Source organism: Flavobacterium hungaricum, assembly GCF_015182285.1.
GTDB classification, from domain to species: Bacteria; Bacteroidota; Bacteroidia; order Flavobacteriales; family Flavobacteriaceae; genus Flavobacterium; species Flavobacterium hungaricum.
Genome location: NZ_PRDM01000003.1, coordinates 509,418 through 531,738 on the forward strand (window position 1 = coordinate 509,418; position 22,321 = coordinate 531,738).

Here is a 22,321-nt window from a genome sequence, read left to right on the forward strand (position 1 = left end):
TTCTTCTTCTTCTTCTTCTTCTTCTTCTTCCCTGCTTTGTGCTTCAGTTTTTACACCGCCGCTGACCAGTACGGTTTTGAAGCGGCTTTTCGCTTTTGCTAATCAGGATATGCCTGTCAGCAGGCAGTGGTTGCAGTGCAGGAGGATCTCTGTAAAAATTTTTCAAAAAAAATGGAAAAAAAAGATAGAAGACCAGTGTCCGATACCGGTCCCAGGTGAGGAAGGGCAGCGCCTTGGCAGCGCTTTTAACCCGTTTTGAATTGAAAATTCAGCATTCCATTTTTTGCTCATTTGAGATTCCGCATCAGAATAGCTACCTTAGCGGTCAGTGATAAAATAAACACCAGCATCACCCGGAAAAAACTATGGGCCCCTACCAGTATATCAGACTCTCACAGCTCAACGGCCAGATCCAGGACACGATCAATTCCCGTTTTAAGGGGCAGACCTACTGGGTACTGGCTGATATCACCAGCCATTCCTTTAAGGCCGACAAAAAGATCCATTATTTTGAACTGGTTGAAAAATCAGAGACCAGCGGGGTTATCACCGCTAAAATAATGGGCAAGAGCTGGGGGAACGGAGCGCTGAGAATACTAAATTTTGAAATCACAACCGGCCAGCGTTTTACCAACAACCTGCATGTGCTGGTCCAGGTGGGTGTGGACTTCCATCCGCTCTACGGCCTCTCGGTAAACCTGCTGGATATCGACAGCAATTTTACGCTCGGCATCTTGGAGCAGCAGCGCAATGCGACCCTTGAGAGGCTGGTGAAAGAAAATGATTTCATACACAGAGAGGAAGAGGGGTACTCTACGCTGAACAGCCGTCTGACGCTTCCTGCGGTTATTCAAAAAGTTGCGGTAATATCTTCGAGCAGTTCTGCCGGAAATGAGGATTTCCGCCATACCATGCAGCACAATGATTTTGGTTATGCCTTTCAGATTGACGGCTATCATACCGTTGTCCAGGGAGATAATAATGCCAAACTCTTTCTAAAGAAGCTCATTGAAGTCTATAATACAGGAATCCCTTATGATGTCATTGTCATTACAAGAGGAGGCGGGTCGCAGTCTGATTTTTTGATTTTTGACAATTACCATATCGGAAGGGCCGTCGCTAAATTCCCTATTCCTGTGATCACCGGCATCGGGCACCAGAAAAACGTGAGCATCACCGACCTGATGGCCCACACCCATACCAAGACCCCGACCAAAGCCGCAGAGCTTATCATAGCGCACAACCGTAGTTTTGAGCAGCATATACTCTCGCTGCAAAGGACTATTGCCATTAAATCACAGCAGCTTTTTCTGGGGCATTACAAAGAGCTCAGCGAACTTAAAAGCAAGGTGACCCATAATGCGAGGGAACTCGTTGCGGGGCGGAAAGAAGAACTGATCCTGGCCCGGCAGCATATTTCGCAGGCCGGCCGAAACATATTGGCAGGAGAAAAGCAAAACCTGCTGCTTGCCGCACAAAAAACAATGCAGCGTCCCCGGAGCCTTATCCAGGAGAAAAACAGTGATCTGCAGCATTTAAAGGCAAAGCTGAAGATTTTTACCGGCCAGTACCTGCGCAGCTGCAGTCTGCAGCTGGAGGATTACCGGAAAACCATAAAGCTGCTCTCGCCGCAAAATATACTCGATAGAGGCTATGCTGTTGTACGGATACATGATAAAATTGTAAACAGTGCCGGCAGCATAAAGGAAGGAGAAGAGATTGAAATACTATTAAAAGATGCCCTGCTGAAAAGCACGGTCAATGAAAAAATACAATATGATGGAAAGCACACTGACTTATGAGGCCGCGTCCAAAGAGCTGGCTTTAATTGCAAAAGAAATGGAAGAGGAAACCATATCTGTGGATGAGCTGGCGGCCAAAGTAAAAAGGGCGTCTGAACTTATCGAGTTCTGCCAGGCAAAACTCAAATCCACGGAAACTGAAGTATCAAAAATCATCAGCGGGATGGAGAACCCAAAGCAGTAAAATTCAAGCAGGGCATACTAAAGCTGTCTTTTTCGGCCTTATGTTTCCTATACATGCCTATAGCGAGCTGCTGGATAAAAGCCCTGTACTGCCGCTATAAGCCCAAAGGTATAAAAGCCCATTGCTTAAATAAAAACAATGGGCTTTTGCACTGATAGAATAAAATCAAGGAGTATAAAAACAACTGCTGCATGAACATTGGCAGGCTGTCTCTATTTTCCATTATTTTAAATTTTAGGATTAGCCAAAGTCACCCTCGCGTAAAATAATCCTGCTGTATTATAAGACAGGATTATATCAAGTGCAGATTGATTAATTACGGGACTGCAGTTAAACATTTTCTGTTTCAGAAGCAGTCTGGAGCGGATTTTCTTCAGAGAGCGTTTCCTGATTAGTCTGCCCGCCAGAGGGCTGCAGGGCCGTTTTTTTCATCAGGATGTAAAAATCCCTCAGATGCCACCATGCAGGACAGCGGTCTGCAGGTCCGTTAAAGTTTCGGATGCCGATATAGCAGCTCCTTAGAAAAACCTGCGTGTCTGTAATTTTTGCCCATGGCGTCCATTCCACTTCCTTCGGCGGAGGATTGTTCTCAAAATGCCGTTTTATTTCTTCGTAATTCATGCTGCAAAATTACATATAAAGCAGATTTGCGTCAAGCCCTCCGGCGGCTTTATGCACCGCTGTGCATTGTTTTCTAAAGGCGGTTTGTGCAGTATATTGAAAGAGAACGCAGTGCGGCGGAGTTTTTTCTTTTTAGTAGCACTGCAGTACTTTCCAGAAATGATTTTTCTGTTTTTACAGCTGCTCTTTTCCCTGCAGGGCCGCCGCTGTGAAGAAGCCTTTTTAGTTTAATTCCACCGCAAAGTTCGGGCACAGGAGACGGTTCGCTGCAAAAAATTCCCCCATAAATGCAGGACATGGGTCCTGCTTTATTGCGTTGCTTTCTGCGCTCGCTTTCCTCTGCCCGGTGCAGGCGCTGTTATTAATCTTAAAATTTAAGCGCCATGAAAACAGCAGAAAATAAGGATTGGAAAACCGTATCAGAAATCGACCTGATTTACAAAACCAAAATTAAAAGCTCCGAAAGACCTCTCATTACTTCTTCGAGATCTGCCTACGCACTTCTCAGGGACTGCTGGGATCCCGATAAAATTGAATTCATTGAACAGTTCAAAGTGTTGCTGCTGAGCCAGTCCAATAAAGTGCTCGGTATTTACGAAGCCTCTTCAGGAGGCATTACCGGAACTGTCGTGGACATCAGACTGCTTTTTGCAGCAGCCCTTAAAGCCAATGCAGTAGGGTTGATCATTACCCACAATCATCCCTCAGGCAAGACAGATCCTTCACAGGCCGACAGGAGCATTACCAGAAAGATCAGAGAGGCAGGAGAGTTGCTGGATATCAAACTGCTGGATCATCTGATCGTAACGCCTGAAAAGTATTATTCCTTTTCAGATGAAGGCGCTTTATAAGCGCCTTTTTTTTAGGATTGACGCTCTGAATCTGTGCCGCATCAAAGCTTAGAATCCTGCAGTCTTGTGGAAGGTCCGGTAAGTCTTCTGATTGCCAGCAGGTCTAAATCTTCCTTTGTTGGGGAATGATACTTATAGAATCAGTGAGAAAAAAAACAGGGGAGAGGCGGGGTTCGTCTGGAGGTTTTGTCCCAAATAATTTGGTTAGCGGCCATATGTTTTCAGGCAGCCGCCGGCCGCCAAGGTACTCTCTTTGCAGGGACTTTTTTCGTTTATTGGTAAAGGTGGAATGGTCGTTTGAAAATAACATAAAAACCGTACGGACTGCTGTTTTAAAAACAATCAGATAGTCTGTAATTTAAAACAAAAAAGCCGTTAAGATTTTTGTTTAACGGCCTTGGTTTTAATTTTTTTTAACTTTTTTTTCCTGTGCTCAGACCGGCAAGCTTTTCATTCAGTTCGGTAAGACCGGCCCTTCCCAGACAGTCCGCTGAAAGCTGTTTGAGTTCGTTGATGTTTTCGGCCGAAGTAGCCTGAAGCAGCACCGAAGGAGAGATGTTATTTTCCAACAGTCCGCGCTCAATGACATGGTGCAGCAGCAGTACATTTTTTCGTGAAATCTTCAGATCAATCCTCACCGGCTCGTTCATGCCCGGGATACTCAGTATGGTATCAAAAACCTGGGCGGCATCATTTTCTGTAAGCATAATTTCTACGTTTTAAATTAATAATTTCCTGCTTCAAAGATAAGCAGAAGCTGTAAAAACACCCCGTTCAAAATATGGACGGGATAGGAGGCATCCCCAGGTGTTTGCTACTTTCGTTATCAGAATCACATCAAAAACAGCTTTAAGGGGATTTTTTCTGGAAAGCTGCGGGACTGCCTGCTTTGCCGCAGTCGGCCAGATGTCCGTTTGTTAAACAAACGCATCCGGCTGCCCCTTGCTCGGAACTCGCGGGCAGAGAAACTGCAAGAAAAGAGTTTAAAATAATGAAAGGAAAGAAGATGGGAAAAGAGATTTTAAACAGAACACGCATTGCCGCGGTGCGCTTTACCGCCGGGGAGTATGCCCTATTGGAGAGAAGGTTTAAAGCCACCGCCTGCAGGCAGATGAGCCAATACCTTAGAAACTGCCTTCTGCATAAACCTATTACAGTCAAGCATCGTGACGCCTCGCTGGATGAATTTATGCTCGAATTCATCCGCGTGCGAAAGGAGCTTGCCGCCCTTGGAAACAACTTCAACCAGACGGTCAGAAAGCTGCACACCCTGCGGCAGATTCCCGAATTCAGGCATTGGATTTTAAGCACCGAAGCGCAGCGCGAACGGCTGCTGCTAACGGTCTCAGATATCCAGAAAATGACCAGCGAAATGACCTCGAAATGGTTGCAGTCATAAAGACCGGACATTCGGTGCGCAGCATATTCCATTACAACGAGAACAAGGTGAAGGAAAGCGCTGCCGAGTGCATAGGGGAAGGCAATTATCCTGCTGCCGCGAATGAGCTTACAGCACTCATGAGACTGAACAGATTATTGAACCAGAATGCCCTTAACGGAAACGTGAAAAGAAACAGCGTGCACATCTCGCTGAACTTCCATCCCTCTGAAAAATATGCCGATGAAAAGCTGCTTCGAATTGCTGATGCCTATATGGAAAAAATCGGATTCGGCGGCCAGCCTTATCTGGTCTACCGCCATGAAGATGCAGGACATCCGCACATCCATCTGGTAACGATAAAAGTACGGGAGGACGGCTCTAGGATCGACATGCAGAACATTGGAAAGAACCAGTCGGAAAAGGCGCGGAAAGAAATTGAAATAGACTTTAATCTGGTTCGGGCTGAAGGGCAGAAATCACATGAGATTCCTCTTGTAAAACCTGTTCATGCTGGTAAAGTTCACTACGGTAAAACAGAGTCTAAAAAAGCCATGTCAGGAGTGTTTTCCTCTGTGCTTTTAAACTACAGGTACAGCTCGCTGGCCGAGCTCAACGCTGTGCTCCAGCTCTATAATATCAGGGCTGACAGAGGCAGAGAAGATTCAAGGATTTTTAAGGCGGGCGGGCTGGTCTACCGCATATTAGACAACGAGGGTAAAAGTATAGGGGTGCCCATCAAGGCGAGCGATTTTGCCATGAAGCCGACGCTTGCCTTCCTAGAGAAACGTTACATCGTGAACAGCGGCGAAAAGACATTTGAAAAAAAGCGGATAAGAAGTGCGGTGGATGCTGTTTTTCTTGAGAAAAGAACAGGAATGGACAGGCTTGCCGCCAAGCTGAAAAAAGAGGGGATTGATATGGTATTGAGAAAGAGCGATGCCGGCCAGCTCTACGGCATCACCTATGTGGACCATGTCACAAAGTGTGTCTTAAACGGCAGCGCGCTGGGAAAAAACTACAGCGCAAAAGGTATGCTCGAACGGTGCTCGGGGGCAGTAGAAACGAAAGAGATTTTCAAAGTCAAAAAGATGCCGGGCAGCGAGATTGCAGAGCAGGGCTTGCCGGCTGCTGAAACACTTGCAGACGGTGTTTCGGTTAAGCTTCTGGAGGAGCTTTTCAAGACTGAATGGCAGGCAGATAATGTGCCTGCCGCACTAAAGCGGAAACGCCGCCGAAGAAAGAAAAGAGGCGGATCGGAGCTAAATTAAAAGATAAAAATAATGCTAAAAATCTACAGCCATGCAGACGGGAGAAAATGAACAGGCGCTGAGGAAAATAGTAGACATGACAAGGCTCATCAGCATCGCTTTGCTGCTGGGACATTTCTATTATTACTGTTACGAAGCTTTTAAATTATGGAATCTCACAGGTGAATTCGGAGACAAGATTCTGGCAGCGGTTTACCGTACCGGACTGTTCGGGAATTTTTATATTTCCAAGCTTTTGGCTCTTGGTCTGCTGTTTATATCACTGCTCGGAGCGAAGGGCAGGAAAGACGAAAAGCTGGAGTTCAAAACTGCCTTGCATAAAATGGGGGCAGGACTGATGCTGTATTTTTTAAGCGGATTATTGCTGATGATAGTTGCTGTTTTTGAGTATGCGGCGGTGCTGTATTTGGCCGTTACAAGCATAGGATTTCTGCTGGTGCTTTCGGGCGGGACGCTGCTGTCCAGGCTGATTAAAAACAGGCTGGGCGCTTCGGATATTTTCAACACTGAAAATGAGACTTTTCCGCAGGAGGAAAGGCTATTGGAAAATGAATATTCCATTAATCTGCCGGCGAAATATTATCTCAAAAAAAAGCTGCGTTGCAGCTGGATCAACATCATCAATCCGTTCCGCGGGCTGATGGTTTTGGGAACGCCAGGATCTGGGAAATCCTATTTTGTGATCCGTCACGTGATCACCCAGCACATTGCCAAAGGTTTCAGCATGTTTGTCTATGATTTCAAGTACGATGACCTGTCTAAAATCGTCTACAATACTTTTGAAAAGCATAAGCATGCATATAAAGTATTGCCCAAATGCTACTTCATTAATTTTGACAAGATAATGCACCGCTGCAATCCACTGGATCCCCAGAGCATGGAAGACATTACCGATGCTTCGGAATCGGCTAGGACAATCCTTATGGGGCTGAACCGCGAATGGATCAAACGACAGGGGGACTTTTTTGTGGAGTCGCCGATCAATTTTTTATCGGCCGTGATCTGGTATCTCAGGAGGTACAATAACGGGGAGTTCTGCACCCTGCCGCATGTCATCGAGCTCATGCAGATTGACTATGACAGCCTTTTTACCCTGCTGCGAACTGACAAGGAAATCGAGGTGCTGATCAACCCATTTGTTAATGCCTATCTCAACGATGCCATGGAACAGCTTGAAGGACAGATTGCCTCGGCTAAGATAGCCATGGCAAGGCTTTCATCGCCCCAGCTCTACTATGTGCTCTCGGGAAATGATTTTACCCTCGATATTAATAATCCCGAGGAGCCTAAGATTGTCTGCATGGGAAACAATCCGCAGAAGATCCAGATTTACGGCGCAGTTTTATCGCTCTATGTCAACCGGCTGATCAAGCTTGTAAACAAAAAAGGAAAGCTGAAATCCAGCCTTATTTTTGATGAGTTTCCGACCATCTATCTCAACAATATGGACAGCCTGATTGCCACGGCCAGAAGCAATAAAGTGAGCACCTGTCTGGGGGTGCAGGATTTCAGCCAGCTGCGAAAAGACTACGGCCGCGAGCAGGCCGATGTGATCCTGAACATTACCGGGAACATCATCTCAGGGCAGGTGGCAGGGGATACCGCCAAGCAGTTATCAGAGCGTTTCGGCAGGATCATGCAGGACCGGGAGAGCATATCAATTAACAGCTCGGATACTTCGGTGAGCCGTTCCAGACAATTGGAAGCGGCCGTGCCGGCGTCTAAAATTTCTTCTTTGAGTTCAGGTGAATTTGTAGGGATGACCGCCGATAACCCGGACTGTAAAATTGAATTGAAAACCTTTCACTGCGGGATTGTAAACGACCATGAAGCCCTACAGAAAGAAGAACAGGGGTATAAAGAGATACCGGCTGTTCGAAAACTCGATAATGCGATGATCCAGCAGAATTTCGTCCAGATCAGGCGTGATGTGCAGGAGATTATCTATACCGAGATGCAGAGGCTTTTGAATGATCCCTCGCAGGCGCATCTAGTGGTGAAGAAGTGATGTTTTGGCTGCGGGAAGGAAATTTTAAATAGTGCAGAACAGCCCTGGGATAACTGGTTAAGGCTAGAAAAAATTTAAGATGCACAGCGAGGGATCGATATGTGAAATCGTTATCCGAAGCTTTCATGTTCAGAGAAGAACTTTCTGCTGCTAATTACTGCTCTTCTCTATTTTTGAAGGCACCGTATCCTTGCGTTATTGTGCAGCTTTAATTAATGCTGTACTGGAATAATAAATACGCTGCTGCTTAATTTTTTTTATGATTGTTAAATAAAGCTGGTTACATAAATAAATCCTGAACAGACATTATTTATTTTCAGGATTTATTTGTATAACTGCACTTTGAGATAAATACAAAGACTAAATCTCATCTTGATCTTCAATTGCTTATTGGTCATCTAAAGTCCGACTATCGGCATCGTTATCAATATCATCCTGGTCCTCCAATGGGCTGTCGAATTCTTCATCGAGATCTTGTGCAATAGGTGCATTTTTTTGAAAAAAAGGATCAGAGGTGTCATTTTCCTCTGAATTGCGTTGATTCTCATCCGCAGTTTTCTCAAAATTATCTTCAGAATATTTGTCTCTTTGTGATTCGTCCTGATGCTGGCTAGCAGCAGGATCTTTTTTCTCTGCTGCTGCAGTATTCAGGGCGTCACCGGCTGAATGGTCTGCAGCGTAATAATTATAATCTTCCTGATTATAATTATCATAATTTTCTCTTGCCATATTTTTTAGATTAAAGTGTTACTATACTATTTTGAATGCTGCTGAGAAAGCTTAGAAGGATCTGGTGCCTGATCTACGCTTTTCCTCTGGCTGTGTGCTTTTGTCGTTTCCGGGCTTTGGTCCTCAAGCTTCTCTTCTGGGTAATCATTGAGAAGACCTGCCTGGCCGGTGCCGCCGCCAGGCTGCATACTGCCGGAACCGCTGTAGGCACTATTGGCATTTTGGTTTGTATTTTCCTCTTTTTTCCCTTGATGGGATATTGTGCGCTCATTTTTATTTTATAAGATGTCGGCTGAGCAGCATTATACCAAGGCATCATTCTATGATTTAAGTAATCTTTAAATTGTTTTTAGAAAATTTTAAAACATTAAGGATTGCCTTCCCCGCCGCTGGAACCGTAGATTTGTCCCGTTGCGTAACTTGCATCTTCGGCTGCCAGCTGCACATAAATCGATGCCAGTTCGACCGGCTGTCCAGGTCTGCCCATAGGGGTCTGTCCTCCAAATTGCTGCAGCTTTTCCATCGACGCCCCCCCGCTGACCTGCAGTGCGGTCCAAACTGGTCCCGGTGCAACGCCGTTTACTCTAATGCCTTTAGGAGCCAGTTGTTTTGCCAAAGATTTGATATAATTGGTAGTTGCTGCCTTGGTTTGTGCATAATCGTATAGATCCTCGGTAGGAGCATACGCCTGAACCGAACTTGTTCCTATAATTGAAGAACCTGGTTTGAGATGCGGAAGGGCTGCTTTAATAATCCAGAAGGGAGCATAAATATTAGTTTTCATTGTAGCATCAAAATCTTCGGTAGAAATATCCAGGATAGAATCATGCGCCTGCTGTCTTGCCGCATTATTAATTAGAATGTCTAGACCGCCAAGTGCTTTTACAGCCTGTTCTACCAGCGAACGGCAGAAATTTTCATCTCTTAAATCTCCCGGAATCGCCACTGCTTTTCTTCCTTCAGCTTTTATAAGTGCAATAACTTCTTTAGCATCCTCTTCTTCGGTCGGGTAATAGTTGATGGCTACATCTGCGCCTTCTCTGGCATAAGCAATTGCAGCGGCGCGACCCATACCAGAATCTCCTCCAGTTATAAGGGCTTTTCGTCCTTTGAGTCTTCCTGAACCTTTATAACTTTTTTCGCCGTGATCGGGTCTTGGATCCATTTTGCTTACCAATCCCGGCCAAGGCTGTTTTTGCTCTTTAAATGGCGGACGCGGGTACTTAGTTTGCGGATCTTCAGGAATTCTCGAAGTCCCTTTTTCTGCTGGTGAAAAATCTGCTCCCAGTACTGGAGTAAAAGCGGTAGTCAGACAAATAGCGCCCATGCCGGTAAGCGCAGAACGTCTTGAAATTTTGTTTTTATTGTCCATAATAATTCAAAATATTGATTAATAAAATAAAATTAATTAAGCTCAATATCAATATTTTACATTATTAAAGCTCGATTTTACATAATAAGCCCCAATGCAAAAACAAAAAAACACATCATACAATCCTGTAAATGTGTTTTCCCAATTAAGTAAATAAAAAGTAAAAATATTTTGCGCTTGCCTTACCTAATTAAGCGCTGCTTCATAACAGTCCGTGAGCTTCTTCTATCTTGTTCAAGTTATTTTTTACAGCATTGTCTTCAATCTAACTTATGGTGCTGTTATGCTGCCCTTATTAGACAGCGTATCAATTTGGGCTGTTTTTTCATGATAACTGTTATCCTGCTCATCGCCGCATAGTGCATCGCAGCTGTAATTCAAAATAGAGATTAACACTGCAGTAAGAATTGTTTTTGTGTAAATTTTCATGGTTGGAAATAGTTTAAATTACGATCAAGCAATATTGTAAGAGAAAACATTTTAAACTTATATAATTTTTCCGAGTTGTTGTATAATTCCTACATTTTCTCATTGCGAGATGATAACAGCAGCACAGGTCTGAAAAACACTTGTGCAACGGGTAAAAAATGCTGCAGCAGTACAGCGGTCATAATACTGCTTTGTCAAAAAAAAATAGACTAATTACTTTTCTGTTTTTCCCCATAACAACCCGCCCTACACGGCCTCTTATGAGAAAATGGAAATATATGAGGCACTTTCAGAATATTCATCCAGGCGGCGGCAATTGAGCTACTGCCGTCTTTAAAAATTCTTAAGGCGGAATAAGCAGACTGCCGTTCTATTATCCTGTAAATCTTCCTTTGGAAATGAGTTCTGAAGAAGTAAAAACTGGAGAAATTCAAAAAGAATTCTGGAATCCATTGGAAGATCTATACAGCGGCTGGGAAAAAGCGGGCAGGCAGCACAGGAGGTTTACGGTGCAGGAGCTGGGTTTGGCGCGATGATACGCCCATATCTTCAAGTTAAGACTGAAAACTTTTTACTCTTTCTTGATTATCCGCTTATAAATTAACGAAAATCCAAACAGACCGTGCGCTTTACCGTTTTGTGGTCTGCAGAATTTGAATGTAGTTTTTAGATTGAGCCGCCTGAAAATAAAATATAAAATTTCAGGTTTTTGCGCAAAAGCAATTATCTGACCCTGCAGTAAAATCAAAATATACTTCTGCAGTACACCGCTGCGGGAGCAGACTACGTTAAAGTATCTTGGAAATAGCCTGTTAGAATTTGTGAGTTTTAATAAGAATAGATAACCTCACTGCGATTTTAAATTTTTTATAAGCTCTCAAAATTATATAAACAGCGAACTGAAAAATGTAAATTTTCAAAACGCCTGCGCGCTAACTTTGCTCCATAAATTATTACAGCCATGAAATTCTTAGAAACAAAAATCCACGGTTATCTGGACTACTCGATAGCTCTAGTGCTCCTTTTCATTCCGTCCTTATTTCGTTTAGAGACTCATACCATGCAAAGTCTCATTTTTTATATATTGGGAATCTTCACCATCTTTCTAAGTCTTCAGACGGATTATGAAGCTGGCATATATAAAGTTATTCCAATGGAAGCTCATATTTTTATTGAGATACTGTCAGGTTTATTTTTTGCACTTTCACCTTGGATATTCGGTTTTGCAGCCAAGGTATTTATGCCACATTTATTTTGCGGCCTTGTTGTGGTTGTTTTAGCTTTGGCTTCCAAAACTCAAAACAGCACTTTTCATAAATTATTCTAAGTGGAATGCATCGGTGCGCCATAAAGACAAAGTCAGAGCCTTTCTCTTTTATCGGCGTAACCCCTGCAGTAAAAATCACAGCTGTTATAAATTATATAATGATCCGGCGGTAAAGTATAAGCAGAACTGTTTTTATTTGACGAGATTTGTTTAAATGGATGTTTTATTCCTTTGTAAATCAATTTATTATGGAAAATAAATCTGGAATCCTTACTTCTCTTACTATTAATAATAATGATTATAAGCTCGAGCTGCTGCCCTGGGTCTCCCTATTGGACATGCTACGGGAACGTCTTAATTTAACCGGTACAAAAAAGGGATGTGACCACGGACAATGCGGCGCATGCACCGTTTTGTGTGACGGCCGGAGAATCTTAAGCTGCCTGACGCTTGCGGTGTCAAAAAACGGCAGTGAAATTTTAACCATAGAAGGCATAGCAGCGGGTTCTGAACTTCACCCGCTTCAGAAAGCTTTCATTGAAAATGATGCTTTTCAATGCGGTTACTGTACGCCGGGACAAATATGCAGTGCAATTGGGATGCTGCAGGAAGGAAAGGCGCAGACCCGCGAAGAGGTAAAAGAGCTTATGAGCGGCAATCTTTGCCGCTGCGGTGCTAACGTCGGGATTATAGATGCAATCATGCAGGTAAAAGAAGGGAGCGGTCATGAATAGTTTTGATTATAAAAAAGAAATTACGGTCGATTCAGCCATTAAAGCTGTATCTGCTGATTATAAAGCGATGTTTTTAGCCGGCGGGACCAATATTATTGACCTGTGGAAATACAATCTGGCTCATCCTGAAAAACTCATTGATATAAATGATATAGCAGCACTCAGTATTATTGAGCAGCTTGACAATGACGGTATCCGATTAGGCGCTTTGGTAAAAAATGCGGCTACTGCCTATGATCCTCTTGTAGAAAAACACTATCCTTTATTGTCTAAGGCAATTCTTGCGGGTGCTTCGGCTCAGATACGAAATATGGCAACAAACGGCGGTAATCTTTTGCAGCGCACGCGCTGTTATTATTTTTACGACCCGGATGTTCCCTGCAGCAAACGTATGCCGGGATCGGGCTGTCCGGCTATTAAAGGCCGTAACCGTATACATGCTGTTTTAGGAGCAAGCGAGCATTGTATTGCGGTTTTTCCCTCCGATATGTGCGTGGCCCTGGCAGCACTCGAAGCGGTGGTAAATGTAGTGGGGCCGGAGGGGGAGCGAAATATTCCATTCTCTGATTTTCACAGACTTCCTGGCCATACCCCTGATCTTGACAATAATTTGCAGCAGGGGGAAATTGTAACTTCTATAGATCTTCCGCCAGGTAAGTTTTCAAAACATTATGCTTATTTAAAATTACGGGACCGCCATTCGTATGCTTTTGCATTGGTGTCCGTCGCGGCAGCTTTTGAAATGGAGGGCAGTACGATTTCTAAAGCGAGAATCGCTTTGGGCGGTGTTGCGCATAAACCCTGGCGCGTCCCTGAAGCTGAAGAACTGCTGAAAGGCAGAAAGACAACGGTTGAAAATTTTGCCCTGGCCGCTGACCGTATCTTATCGGGAGCAATAGGCAGAGGGGATAATGATTTTAAAATCCCTCTTGCAAAACGAGCGATTATCAGGGCCTGCGAAATGGCATTAGAACCAGAAATGCAGATTCCAGGCGCGGGTCCTTCACTTTAATTTAAAATAATGCGAATGGAAAATAAGCCCTTAATAGGACAACCGGTCAGCAGGCTGGAAGGTTTAGAAAAAGTAACTGGAAGTGCCCGATATGCGGCAGATTATCATGTTTCGGATCTGCTGTACGGTTATGTAATCAACAGCACAATCACAAAAGGAAAAATCTTGAGTATCGATGTCTCAGCAGTGTTGGCACTAGAAGGTGTGGTTAAAATATTTACACATGAAAACCGTCCAAGTCTTGCATGGTTTGATCTGCAGTATGCCGATATGGATGCGCCTCCGGGAACAGTTTTTAAACCTCTAAGCGACAATATAATCAGATATAACGGCCAGCCTGTTGCTTTGATTGTGGCAGAAGATTTTGAGACGGCGCGGTATGCTTCGACCTTACTTAAGGTTGTTTATAAAGAAGAACCCTTCGATACGGTGTTGTCTCAAAATCTGGATAAGGCACGTGCACCCAAAAAAGGAATGTCCACACCGCTTAAACCGCCTCCGCCGGAACCAGCAGGAAACTTTGACAAAGCCTTCGGAAAAGCCGACTTTAAAACTGAAGCCACATACCATCACGGAACGGAACATCACAATCCGCTGGAACTTTTTGCAACCACTGCAATTTATGAAGGCGATGGAAAACTTACCATTTATGATAAAACGCAGGGTACCATAAACAATCAGTTTTATATTGCTAATGTTTTTGGTTTAAAATATAAAAATGTCCGCGTATTGGCGCCGTATGTCGGCGGTGCTTTTGGGTCTGGTCTTCGTCCGCAGCACCAGCTGTTTTTGTGTGTTCTGGCATCGCTCGAACTCAAAAGAAATGTGCGTGTCACACTGGAAAGAAAACAGATGTTCTCCTTTGGCCACAGGCCTCAGACCATTCAGTCATTACGTTTCTCAGCCGACAGCAGCGGAATGTTAACAGCCATGAACCACTGCGCGGCCGGTGAAACTTCTTCCTATGAAGACTATAATGAAATCCTGTCTTCCTGGAGCCATAAATTATACCCCGCGGCAAACACTTTATTTGAATATAAACTGGTTCCCCTTGATCTTGCCACGCCTATCGACATGAGGGCTCCCGGAGGAGTTACCGCTATGCATGCCATTGAATGCATAATGGACGAACTGGCCTATAAATTAGATATGGACCCTTTAGATTTCCGTCTCAAAAATTATTCGGAAATTGACCCTTCCACAAAGAAACCTTTTACAAGCAAAGAATTAAAACAATGTTACGAAAAAGGTGCCGAAAAATTTGGCTGGCATCTGCGAAATCCAAAACCGGCAAGTACAAAAAAGGGAAACAGATTAGTGGGCTGGGGAATGGCAACAGGTATCTGGGACGCATATCAGTTCCCTGCACGGGCAGCAGCTGTATTAACTAAAGACAGCAGGCTGGAAGTGCATAATGCTGCAACTGATATTGGCACAGGAACACTGACTGTTATGACTCAGATAGCTGCCGATGAGTTTGGGATTTCCGCAGATGACGTCTCATTTTTTTATGGAGACAGTAAAAAGCCTTTTTCTATGTTTCAGGGTGGTTCTGCCATTACAGCTTCTACCGGTACGGCAATTATAGCCGCAATCAGGGAACTGAAGAAAAAAATTATTAAGAAAATCAAAGAGATGCCTGATTCTCCTTTTGAAAAAATTCCGGAGCATCAGATTGTCTTTCGAAATAATTCAGTAAGCGTACAAAACCGGCCGGATATTTGCATCGGATTTCAGGATCTTATTAGAGCCAATAATGGCAGAGAATTTAAAGTTACAAAACTGGCAGGTCCAGATGTGCTGAAACTCAGAAAATACAGCAAAGCGGCTCACAGCGCTTCATTTGTTGAGGTGGAAGTAGATAAAGATTTAGGAACCATAACCGTTACCAGAGCCGTTACGGCAGTTGCAGCAGGAAAAATAATCAATCCGAAAACGGCCAAAAGCCAGATATTGGGATCCATGATTTGGGGAATCAGCAAGGCACTGCATGAGGAAACTTTAATCGATCCAAATCTTGGAAAATATATCAATGCCAATCTGGGGGAATATCATATTCCTTCACATGCAGACATTCCAGAAATGGAAGTGATTTTCGCCCAGGAAGATGATACGCTGATTAACGAATTAGGAGTCAAGGGTGTCGGTGAAATTGGCATGACTGCAATTCCTGCTGCAGTTGCAAATGCAGTATTCCATGCAACTGGAAAACGTATCAACGATCTTCCAATTCATTTTGATAAACTTATTTAGGAATTGCCGAGAATTTAAATACTTCGCCATAGGAGATCACTTTTGCAGTCATTCAGGTGCCATTCCTGCTCCTTAAACTTCCTGACCAACCTGACAGCTCTCCTGCCATCCATTGAACAAATCTTCCAACGGCACCCACAAATCAGATTGTATTTCACCTGTTTTGTCCTGTTCTGAAAGTATTTCTTTTGGTAGCAGCGGCCGATGATAATCGATTCTATTTACTGCATATTTAATGAATTCAGGAATCAGCGTTTTTAGCGAGGGTAGAATGGCAGCCTCTTTTGACTGTATAAAATGTTCAGATAAGGCAGCGTACACTTCCAATTCCTCACGTGCTAAGGTGCATTATTAAGTGGAAATATTGAAAAAAAATTAGTGTAGTTTTACCAAAGCCATATTTGCAGTCATATAACTGAACATTTTAAAACAGTCCTGTAAGGCAGGGATAACTTAAATCCAGATATAATTTTTATGCGTAATTTTGTACAGCTCCAGTAATGCTCCGGCAGAAAATGCTGTGTTATTAGCCTGATACAACATCTCCACGGCGAGCTTTTCTAAAGTTTCCGCTGCTTTTTCTGCTTCACTTAAATAGCGTTTTTCTTTCGTTAACTTATAAATTAAAAGCATTAAACGGGCATAGACACCCGCAACATCTTTTCATCTCCAGTGTCTGGTTCTGTTTCTTTTTTAATTATTTTAAGGGTTTTCCATATCATAAAGACAGGCCGTGTATGCTTAAAATGATGCGCAGCTTTTATGACATAATCAATTGAATTCATTACAAGTTTCTCTGCTGTTTGATCACCATGCAGAGCCAGTCGTGCTAAATTCATTACTGGATGATGTAAATACCAGTAGATTTCGCCTTAAATTTTTGTGTCAGAAATAGTATTAAGTCAAATCTTTGAAGTTTTTTTACATTAGCTTCATTATTTATTTTTAAAATGTTTGATGACCCTCTCTCTGTATTTAAAAGGAGTCATTCCGGTTTTATCTTTAAACAGTCTGGTGAAATGATGAATATTTTTAAAACCTAGTTCAGACGCAGTGTAATTGATAGATCTGCTGGTGTCGAAAATTTTTGATTTAGCTGTATTAATTAGTCTTGACTCAATATGTTCCATCACGGTCAGACCTGTCTCGTTTTTAACAAGATTTTCTAAATCAGCTGTCTGTATCATCAGTTTATCTGCAAAATACCCGGCATTTGGAATACCGAAACGAGAAGCTTTATCGGATTCAAAATGATCTTCAACAAGTTTTTTAAATTCATCAAGTTTTATTTTTTGATAATTTACAGATGATACATTGCAGAGTTTATTGGTGTTTTCCATAAAGATGATTGAAGTTGAACTGCAGAGAATTTTCAAAAATTGAACGCAAAATTAAAAACTGATTCCTCTGAAGTAATAACAAAATATTACTGCACACAATGCTTATCCTCGGATCATCTTTTAGTTCACTTTGCAGGATTTGCTTTTTTTACAATATTCTATTTTATTGTTACCGTCATATTGGGCACCACTATGCTTCCATTGCTTCCTGTGTAGCGCTGTGCGAAAACTTCAATGTAGTCATTCGTGAGCATTTCGGTAGTAGCATTTAGCGGAAGTACCACTATATCATTTGTGGCCCCCCCTCTGCCGTAGATTTTGTACTGTGTCAGCATGGTCCCGTTTTTGGCAATGTAAATAATGTAAGTACCTGCTGCAGGAACCTGAAATGAGATAGATCCGGAAATTTGAAAAATTCTTTTCTTTTTTCCTACATATCTCAGACGGTTGGCGGCATCGGTGGAAAATCGGAATAAATTCGAGTACACAGTACTAGGGGTTCCTAATCCTACTTTTACAATATCGCTGGGATTTAAGTTGTTAGTAAAGGGTACTGCTATACCGCTTCCAACAGGATAGTCCATCGCAAAATCGCCCGTTGCGTTAGCATCGGTTTCCGTCGGGACACCAGCTGCCCTGACATTCCAGCTGTTGTTAAAATTATATCCTGAATAAGTTCCAGAGGAGTAAGGTCTTACATAATTAGCAGGCGTCGGGCCGGTAAAGACCACCGACTCTAAAACGGCGTCGCTTAAAATAGAAATACCAGCGGCAGATACGTCAAATCCATAAGCTCCTGAAGCAACATTTGAAAAACCGCCCTGCTTTGACACCAGATTAAATGTACCGGTTAATTTTTCATAAGTGCCCCCATTGTTGCTGAACCATGCCTGATTGCTTAATAGAAGCTGGCCGATATTGGTATACGTAATGCCGTTAGTATTGCCTGAAAAATTGACAATACTTGCAAAAACAAGTCCAAATCCCGACACCGTTCCTACACTTCCTGAATTGGCAATGATGGAGTCTCTGAATAAAAAAGTGGAAGATGCTGACGATGCATTTAAGTTAAAGACCGTAGCGCCCGGCGCCGAAATGGTAACACTTCTTATACTGCCGCCTGTGGAACCGTCAAATAGTGTGCCTGATGTTTTTACAATGATGTCTTCATTAGCATCCAGCCCCTGAATGTAAGCATTGTTTAGTTCAATGGGAAGGTTAAATGTTACTGTGCCGTTTATCTCATACAGGGTGTTTGAAGTTAAAACATATTTCGCACCTCCTCCGGCAGCAAGTTCAGCAGCAAGCACCACTGCCAGATTATCTGTTGATCGTATGCGCTTAAAGTTTAGTCTTGAGTTAGATGCGTTATTGATAAGTATCCAGGAAGATGTACCTGTCACGTAATAATAAAAAGCCCTTTGATCTGTATCATATACAATAAGGCCGTCAGCAGGGGCGGTAATGGCATTTCGCTGTGCAGTGGTCATCCTAGGCATCAATAGTCCCTGAGTGGTGGAGGTAATGTCCAAAACCGAACTGGGATTGGGTGTAACTGTCCCGATTCCGATTTGTGCATGGACAGCGCATGAGAGAAGGAAAAACAGAATAATATAAATGCGGTAGGTCTGCTGCGCAGCTTTAGTTGTTTTCATAGTTGTATCAGTTTAGAATATAAGTTGACAATCAAAAAAATAATAATTGGAATATGGAATTTTTATGCGGTTAGCTGCCAGAATTCATAATTATAATTTTCTGGGTGATTTTTTCATTTGTGTCAGTTAGAAAAACTGCAATATATACTCCTGAACTTAAACCTGATGTGGAAAAACTGTAAATTTCTTGCTCCTGCAGTCCTTTTTTATTTGCTACTGCTCTGCCGGTGATGTCATAAAGGTTAAAAGAGCGAATCTGCAGACGATCCGGATTTAAAGCTGTTAATGTCCGGTTCTTATTTTCTTGATATATTGTAAAATTTCTTTTTAAGTGATTTTCTGTTCCTAATGTCCCGCTGTTGAAAGCTATTTTGAACCTGTCCATATAGACACCAGCTGCGACTGTGACATTGTAGCTTCCGGTTTTAATATCGTGATAGGAGGAATCAAGTGCATCAAATAAATAGATGTTTTGCGAAGAATCAAAATTAATTACTTCAGGTACATAAAACTTTAAGGTGCAGACCTCATCAGCTTTTACGACAATGGGTATCTTCTTAGAAGGATCAAAATTTATACCTTGAATGACATACCTGCCGTTGTCCATCCAAAATGAGACATCAGCGGGCAGGGTCTCATCCATATTGAGTGCATCGATGCCTGGATCAACGCCGTCTGTCGCTTCAGGCATAAAAGCAAGTGCAAGCTGTCTGGTGAAGGCATTATTTATAATTGTGTTAATTTTAAAGTGTGAAATTTCGGTATTTTCTTGTTCTATGTGTACGTCTTTGGCTTTAGAATTTTTTGCAAATTGTGACAAGCCGGCGCCTTCCTGGTAGAAGGCCCTGTGAGAATTCTTAAATGTTACCTGTCCGTTAGTGTTCCCGTTAATAAGAAATCCTTGTCCTATCGGACTGTATTTACGTTCAATAATTAAACCCGAAGATGTTCCTGTTGTGTTAAGTGACCCATCACTGTTATAACTGTTGAAAGTTGCGGCAACGTAAATTCCATTGCTGCCCAGAGTGCCCGGAGAGTATGTTCCATAGCCGCCCCTGTACGCTGAGAGGTAGTGTGAATCCACGGTTTTATCCTGCTCCCAAAAATACGCTACGCGGGTACATGCGCTATTGGACGGATCCAGTAAAAACGCATTTAAATGCAGCGCAGAGGGATAGGGGTTGCCTGTGAGCGTTGCGGCATTTCCTGTGCCTACAGGTACAATAATATTTCCGTCATTCGGCCGGCCTCTAAAATCATATCGCTGTCTTCCGTTACCAGCATTGTTGGGATTTCCCGTTCCTTCAGGATCGGCGGTATCAGATCCGCTGGTTCCTTTCATTGTGAATCCTTCACCAGGAGCTATTGAAGAAGCAGCTCCAACAGAAATCCAAGCAGAATAATTACTTGCATTTATAAGCTTATAAATCCAGTTAGAGGCAATGCTCAGCGGCAGCGCGCTCCCGTTATAACTTCCTGCGGGAAGAATTACAGCAGGTATAGCATCTGTGGAGGTCACTGGACGATTTAATAATGTTATTCCGAAATTTGAACCTCCAGATGCAACATTGGCAGCACCAACTGGCGAGCACCAGTAGTTGTATTCGAAATTATCTGAGGTGCCTTCCTGATAAATCGAGACAGTGCCGGTGCCTGAATTTGCAGATGATGATGTGGTGCCTTGCAGCAGCTGCGAGTTGTTCCTTAAATAAAGATTGGATCCCGATGCCAGATTAATACTGCCTGTTACGTAAAGTACTTGGTTTTTAACATACACAGGTGTTGAGGCGCCGAAATGCATCTGTGAAAAACTGTCCAGAGAAATTAAAATAAAAAGTGAAAATAGTTTTTTCATCATATTATTGAAGTGTTATGATTATAAATAATAAAATTTAATTTATTATTTTTTATTGGCAATACGGCAGATTCCTAACAACGCACCGGCTGCAAATAAGATATAAAGAGATGAATTTATCGGCACGGCAGCAGGATCGTCGGGAAGACCCGGAGGAGGAGGATTTGCAGAGAAAACGATAGTCTGCGCTGAGACCAAGGCTAATGCAGTAAGTCTTTTCTTCATCTATAATGGGCTTTGAAAATAATAAAAATGTGCAGGTTATCTTAACTTAAAAACTAAGAATGTGAACATCTTGTAAGTTATTAATGATGTTTATTTACGGTTTAATCACAAATATCGGTTAATCAGCAGCTTACGTTTTACATGATTACCTGTTAAAAATTATATAATTCCCATGTTATTAAGTTGTTATATCGATAAGATTCTGTTAAAGCTATGTACTTTCAATTTACAAATACTGAAACACAATTTTAAATATGGTCAGTTGTTCTAATTTATTGATTATTTTATTTTACATTTTAGGTTCTGCCGCATTTGGGAATAACTTTATCTTTATAATTTTTAACCCATCAAAAAATGAATACTATAAGGTCATTGTTATCTAAAATATGTAATCCTTCAGGCAGTGTATTTTAAAATTACGATTTACACTTAGCTATCGTGACGTTGAGGAAATAATGCAGATTAGGGGGTTGATTGTGGATCATGCTACGATCCAGCGCTGGGTATATAAGTTTGTGCCTTCACTTGAGTCAGAGATGAAAAAGAGAAAAAGCAGAGTGGGAACAAGCTGGAGATTGGATGAGACCTATATCAAAGTAAAAGGTATTTGGTGTTATTTATATAGAGCATTGGATAGGTCCGTTAATACAGTTGATTTCTTTTTAACTAAAAGAAGACAGAGAATGAGGGCCCAGTCATTTCTAATTAAAGCAATTAGTAATAACTACAAGCCAAGAGTAATCAACATTGATAAAAGCGGTTCTAATACTGCCGCTGTCAAAGTCTATAACAAACGTTCGTTCTCAAAGATTAAGATCCGACAGTGTAAATATCTCAATACTATTATGAACAGGATCATCGTTTTATCAATCGGCGCATACAAAACGGATTAGGTTTTAAAAGTTTTGAATCGGCCGGACGAACATTGAGCGGAATTGAAGTTGTGCATATGTTGAGAAAGAATCAGATGGTTAAACCAGGAAATGTCTATGTTTAAATCATTCTGTAAATTGGCAGTTGGACTTAGCAATGGAATAAGACAAGAAAATATCTTAGATTATGACTGCTCCGCCATTCGAACCCTGCCCGCCAGACTCTGTAAATTCTGAATTTTTATTTGTGATAATTAATTTGCCACGATACTGCCATGAAAGTCAAATTCTTAAGGCGTCAATGCGATTGATCCTATTAACTTGCTTAAAATGAAAGCTATAATTTATTTTAAAAAAATATTTAAGAAATAAAATAGAACTGCAATAAAAAATTTAAGTTCGGGGCTTTACACTTTTATCGAGAAACAGTTATAATGATAAAATTCATAAGGAATTGGTAGGA

General features: G+C 42.2%; 24 protein-coding genes and 1 pseudogene. 13 read left to right on the top strand and 12 right to left on the bottom strand.

Annotation, left to right across the window (positions count from 1 at the left end; translation table 11 throughout):
* The first annotated feature begins 365 nt into the window (after positions 1-365).
* Both xseA and xseB read left to right on the top strand, forming a co-directional pair.
* Positions 366-1,802, top strand: a complete 1,437-nt coding sequence (gene xseA / locus C4F50_RS15230; protein ID WP_194139511.1) for an exodeoxyribonuclease VII large subunit — start codon at positions 366-368, stop codon at positions 1,800-1,802.
* Entirely contained in the window at positions 1,762-1,986 is a 225-nt protein-coding gene (gene xseB / locus C4F50_RS15235; protein WP_228012040.1) for an exodeoxyribonuclease VII small subunit, read from the top strand. Before xseA ends, xseB begins: the two co-directional genes overlap by 41 nt.
* A gap of 330 nt (positions 1,987-2,316) precedes the next feature.
* On the opposite strand, the gene C4F50_RS15240 is transcribed toward xseB, so the two are convergent.
* Entirely contained in the window at positions 2,317-2,553 is a 237-nt protein-coding gene (locus C4F50_RS15240) for a DUF6965 family protein (protein ID WP_348537010.1), read from the bottom strand.
* A 27-nt stretch (positions 2,554-2,580) separates the two neighbouring features.
* Here C4F50_RS15240 and C4F50_RS15245 point away from each other — a divergent pair, with 27 nt between their 5' ends.
* Together C4F50_RS15245 and C4F50_RS15250 are read left to right on the top strand one after the other, a co-directional pair.
* The gene (locus C4F50_RS15245; protein ID WP_194139717.1) at positions 2,581-2,838 is read left to right on the top strand and encodes a hypothetical protein; all 258 of its coding nucleotides are present in this window, start codon (positions 2,581-2,583) and stop codon (positions 2,836-2,838) included.
* 152 nt (positions 2,839-2,990) lie between these two features.
* Positions 2,991-3,458 (top strand): JAB domain-containing protein, encoded by a 468-nt coding sequence (locus C4F50_RS15250; protein ID WP_194139513.1) that lies wholly within the window; start codon positions 2,991-2,993, stop codon positions 3,456-3,458.
* Between the two features lie 413 nt (positions 3,459-3,871).
* Here C4F50_RS15250 and C4F50_RS15255 read toward each other — a convergent pair whose 3' ends face one another.
* On the bottom strand, positions 3,872-4,165 hold the full coding sequence (locus C4F50_RS15255) for a hypothetical protein (RefSeq protein WP_194139514.1): 294 nt from the start codon (positions 4,163-4,165) through the stop codon (positions 3,872-3,874).
* 284 nt (positions 4,166-4,449) lie between these two features.
* On the opposite strand from C4F50_RS15255, the gene C4F50_RS15260 reads away from it, so the two are divergent.
* Genes C4F50_RS15260 through mobC form a run of 3 tightly spaced genes read left to right on the top strand, consistent with a single transcriptional unit; the run spans position 4,450 to position 8,115 of the window.
* Positions 4,450-4,857: a plasmid mobilization protein gene (locus C4F50_RS15260; RefSeq protein ID WP_228012041.1), complete on the top strand. Its 408-nt coding sequence runs from the start codon at positions 4,450-4,452 to the stop codon at positions 4,855-4,857.
* Entirely contained in the window at positions 4,842-6,107 is a 1,266-nt protein-coding gene (locus tag C4F50_RS15265) for a relaxase/mobilization nuclease domain-containing protein (protein ID WP_194139515.1), read from the top strand. The genes C4F50_RS15260 and C4F50_RS15265 overlap by 16 nt, the downstream gene beginning before the upstream one ends.
* A 31-nt stretch (positions 6,108-6,138) precedes the next feature.
* Positions 6,139-8,115 (top strand): conjugal transfer protein MobC, encoded by a 1,977-nt coding sequence (gene mobC, locus C4F50_RS15270; RefSeq protein ID WP_194139516.1) that lies wholly within the window; start codon positions 6,139-6,141, stop codon positions 8,113-8,115.
* Between the two features lie 387 nt (positions 8,116-8,502).
* Here the strand turns inward: mobC and C4F50_RS15275 are convergent, their stop codons facing one another.
* The 3 genes from C4F50_RS15275 to C4F50_RS15285 form a co-directional block, all read right to left on the bottom strand.
* Positions 8,503-8,844: a hypothetical protein gene (locus tag C4F50_RS15275; RefSeq protein ID WP_194139517.1), complete on the bottom strand. Its 342-nt coding sequence runs from the start codon at positions 8,842-8,844 to the stop codon at positions 8,503-8,505.
* 367 nt (positions 8,845-9,211) lie between these two features.
* Positions 9,212-10,216 carry an SDR family oxidoreductase gene (locus tag C4F50_RS15280; RefSeq protein WP_228012042.1) on the bottom strand — a complete coding sequence of 335 codons (1,005 nt, stop codon included), beginning with the start codon at positions 10,214-10,216 and terminating at the stop codon, positions 9,212-9,214.
* Positions 10,217-10,486: 270 nt separating this feature from the next.
* Complete coding sequence (locus C4F50_RS15285) at positions 10,487-10,645, bottom strand: hypothetical protein (protein ID WP_194139518.1); 159 nt, start codon at positions 10,643-10,645, stop codon at positions 10,487-10,489.
* Between the two features lie 398 nt (positions 10,646-11,043).
* Between C4F50_RS15285 and C4F50_RS15290 the strand changes: the two genes are divergently transcribed.
* The 5 genes from C4F50_RS15290 (at position 11,044) to C4F50_RS15310 (ending at position 15,911) form a co-directional block, all read left to right on the top strand.
* A complete protein-coding gene (locus C4F50_RS15290) occupies positions 11,044-11,181 on the top strand; it encodes a hypothetical protein (protein ID WP_194139519.1) in 138 nt (45 codons plus the stop codon).
* Positions 11,182-11,606: 425 nt separating this feature from the next.
* On the top strand, positions 11,607-11,972 hold the full coding sequence (locus tag C4F50_RS15295) for an SPW repeat protein (protein ID WP_194139520.1): 366 nt from the start codon (positions 11,607-11,609) through the stop codon (positions 11,970-11,972).
* A gap of 188 nt (positions 11,973-12,160) precedes the next feature.
* Entirely contained in the window at positions 12,161-12,646 is a 486-nt protein-coding gene (locus C4F50_RS15300) for a (2Fe-2S)-binding protein (RefSeq protein WP_228012043.1), read from the top strand.
* Positions 12,639-13,658: an FAD binding domain-containing protein gene (locus C4F50_RS15305; protein ID WP_194139522.1), complete on the top strand. Its 1,020-nt coding sequence runs from the start codon at positions 12,639-12,641 to the stop codon at positions 13,656-13,658. Before C4F50_RS15300 ends, C4F50_RS15305 begins: the two co-directional genes overlap by 8 nt.
* A 15-nt stretch (positions 13,659-13,673) precedes the next feature.
* A complete protein-coding gene (locus tag C4F50_RS15310; protein ID WP_194139523.1) occupies positions 13,674-15,911 on the top strand; it encodes a xanthine dehydrogenase family protein molybdopterin-binding subunit in 2,238 nt (745 codons plus the stop codon).
* 72 nt (positions 15,912-15,983) lie between these two features.
* Here C4F50_RS15310 and C4F50_RS15315 read toward each other — a convergent pair whose 3' ends face one another.
* The 7 genes from C4F50_RS15315 to C4F50_RS15345 form a co-directional block, all read right to left on the bottom strand.
* On the bottom strand, positions 15,984-16,238 hold the full coding sequence (locus C4F50_RS15315; RefSeq protein WP_194139524.1) for a hypothetical protein: 255 nt from the start codon (positions 16,236-16,238) through the stop codon (positions 15,984-15,986).
* 126 nt (positions 16,239-16,364) lie between these two features.
* The gene (locus C4F50_RS15320; protein WP_194139525.1) at positions 16,365-16,544 is read right to left on the bottom strand and encodes a hypothetical protein; all 180 of its coding nucleotides are present in this window, start codon (positions 16,542-16,544) and stop codon (positions 16,365-16,367) included.
* Positions 16,544-16,750, bottom strand: a complete 207-nt coding sequence (locus C4F50_RS15325; protein ID WP_194139526.1) for a hypothetical protein — start codon at positions 16,748-16,750, stop codon at positions 16,544-16,546. Before C4F50_RS15325 ends, C4F50_RS15320 begins: the two co-directional genes overlap by 1 nt.
* Before the next feature lie 96 nt (positions 16,751-16,846).
* Positions 16,847-17,251, bottom strand: coding sequence for a helix-turn-helix domain-containing protein (locus tag C4F50_RS15330; RefSeq protein ID WP_194139527.1), 405 nt, complete (start codon positions 17,249-17,251; stop codon positions 16,847-16,849).
* Between the two features lie 158 nt (positions 17,252-17,409).
* Entirely contained in the window at positions 17,410-18,906 is a 1,497-nt protein-coding gene (locus C4F50_RS15335) for a hypothetical protein (protein ID WP_194139528.1), read from the bottom strand.
* A gap of 70 nt (positions 18,907-18,976) precedes the next feature.
* The gene (locus tag C4F50_RS15340) at positions 18,977-20,764 is read right to left on the bottom strand and encodes a DUF8693 domain-containing protein (protein ID WP_228012044.1); all 1,788 of its coding nucleotides are present in this window, start codon (positions 20,762-20,764) and stop codon (positions 18,977-18,979) included.
* A 42-nt stretch (positions 20,765-20,806) separates the two neighbouring features.
* Entirely contained in the window at positions 20,807-20,986 is a 180-nt protein-coding gene (locus C4F50_RS15345; RefSeq protein ID WP_194139529.1) for a hypothetical protein, read from the bottom strand.
* A gap of 401 nt (positions 20,987-21,387) precedes the next feature.
* Here C4F50_RS15345 and C4F50_RS15350 point away from each other — a divergent pair.
* Positions 21,388-21,983: pseudogene (locus tag C4F50_RS15350) on the top strand (IS6 family transposase); the annotation flags it as partial.
* Positions 21,984-22,321: the final 338 nt, after the last annotated feature.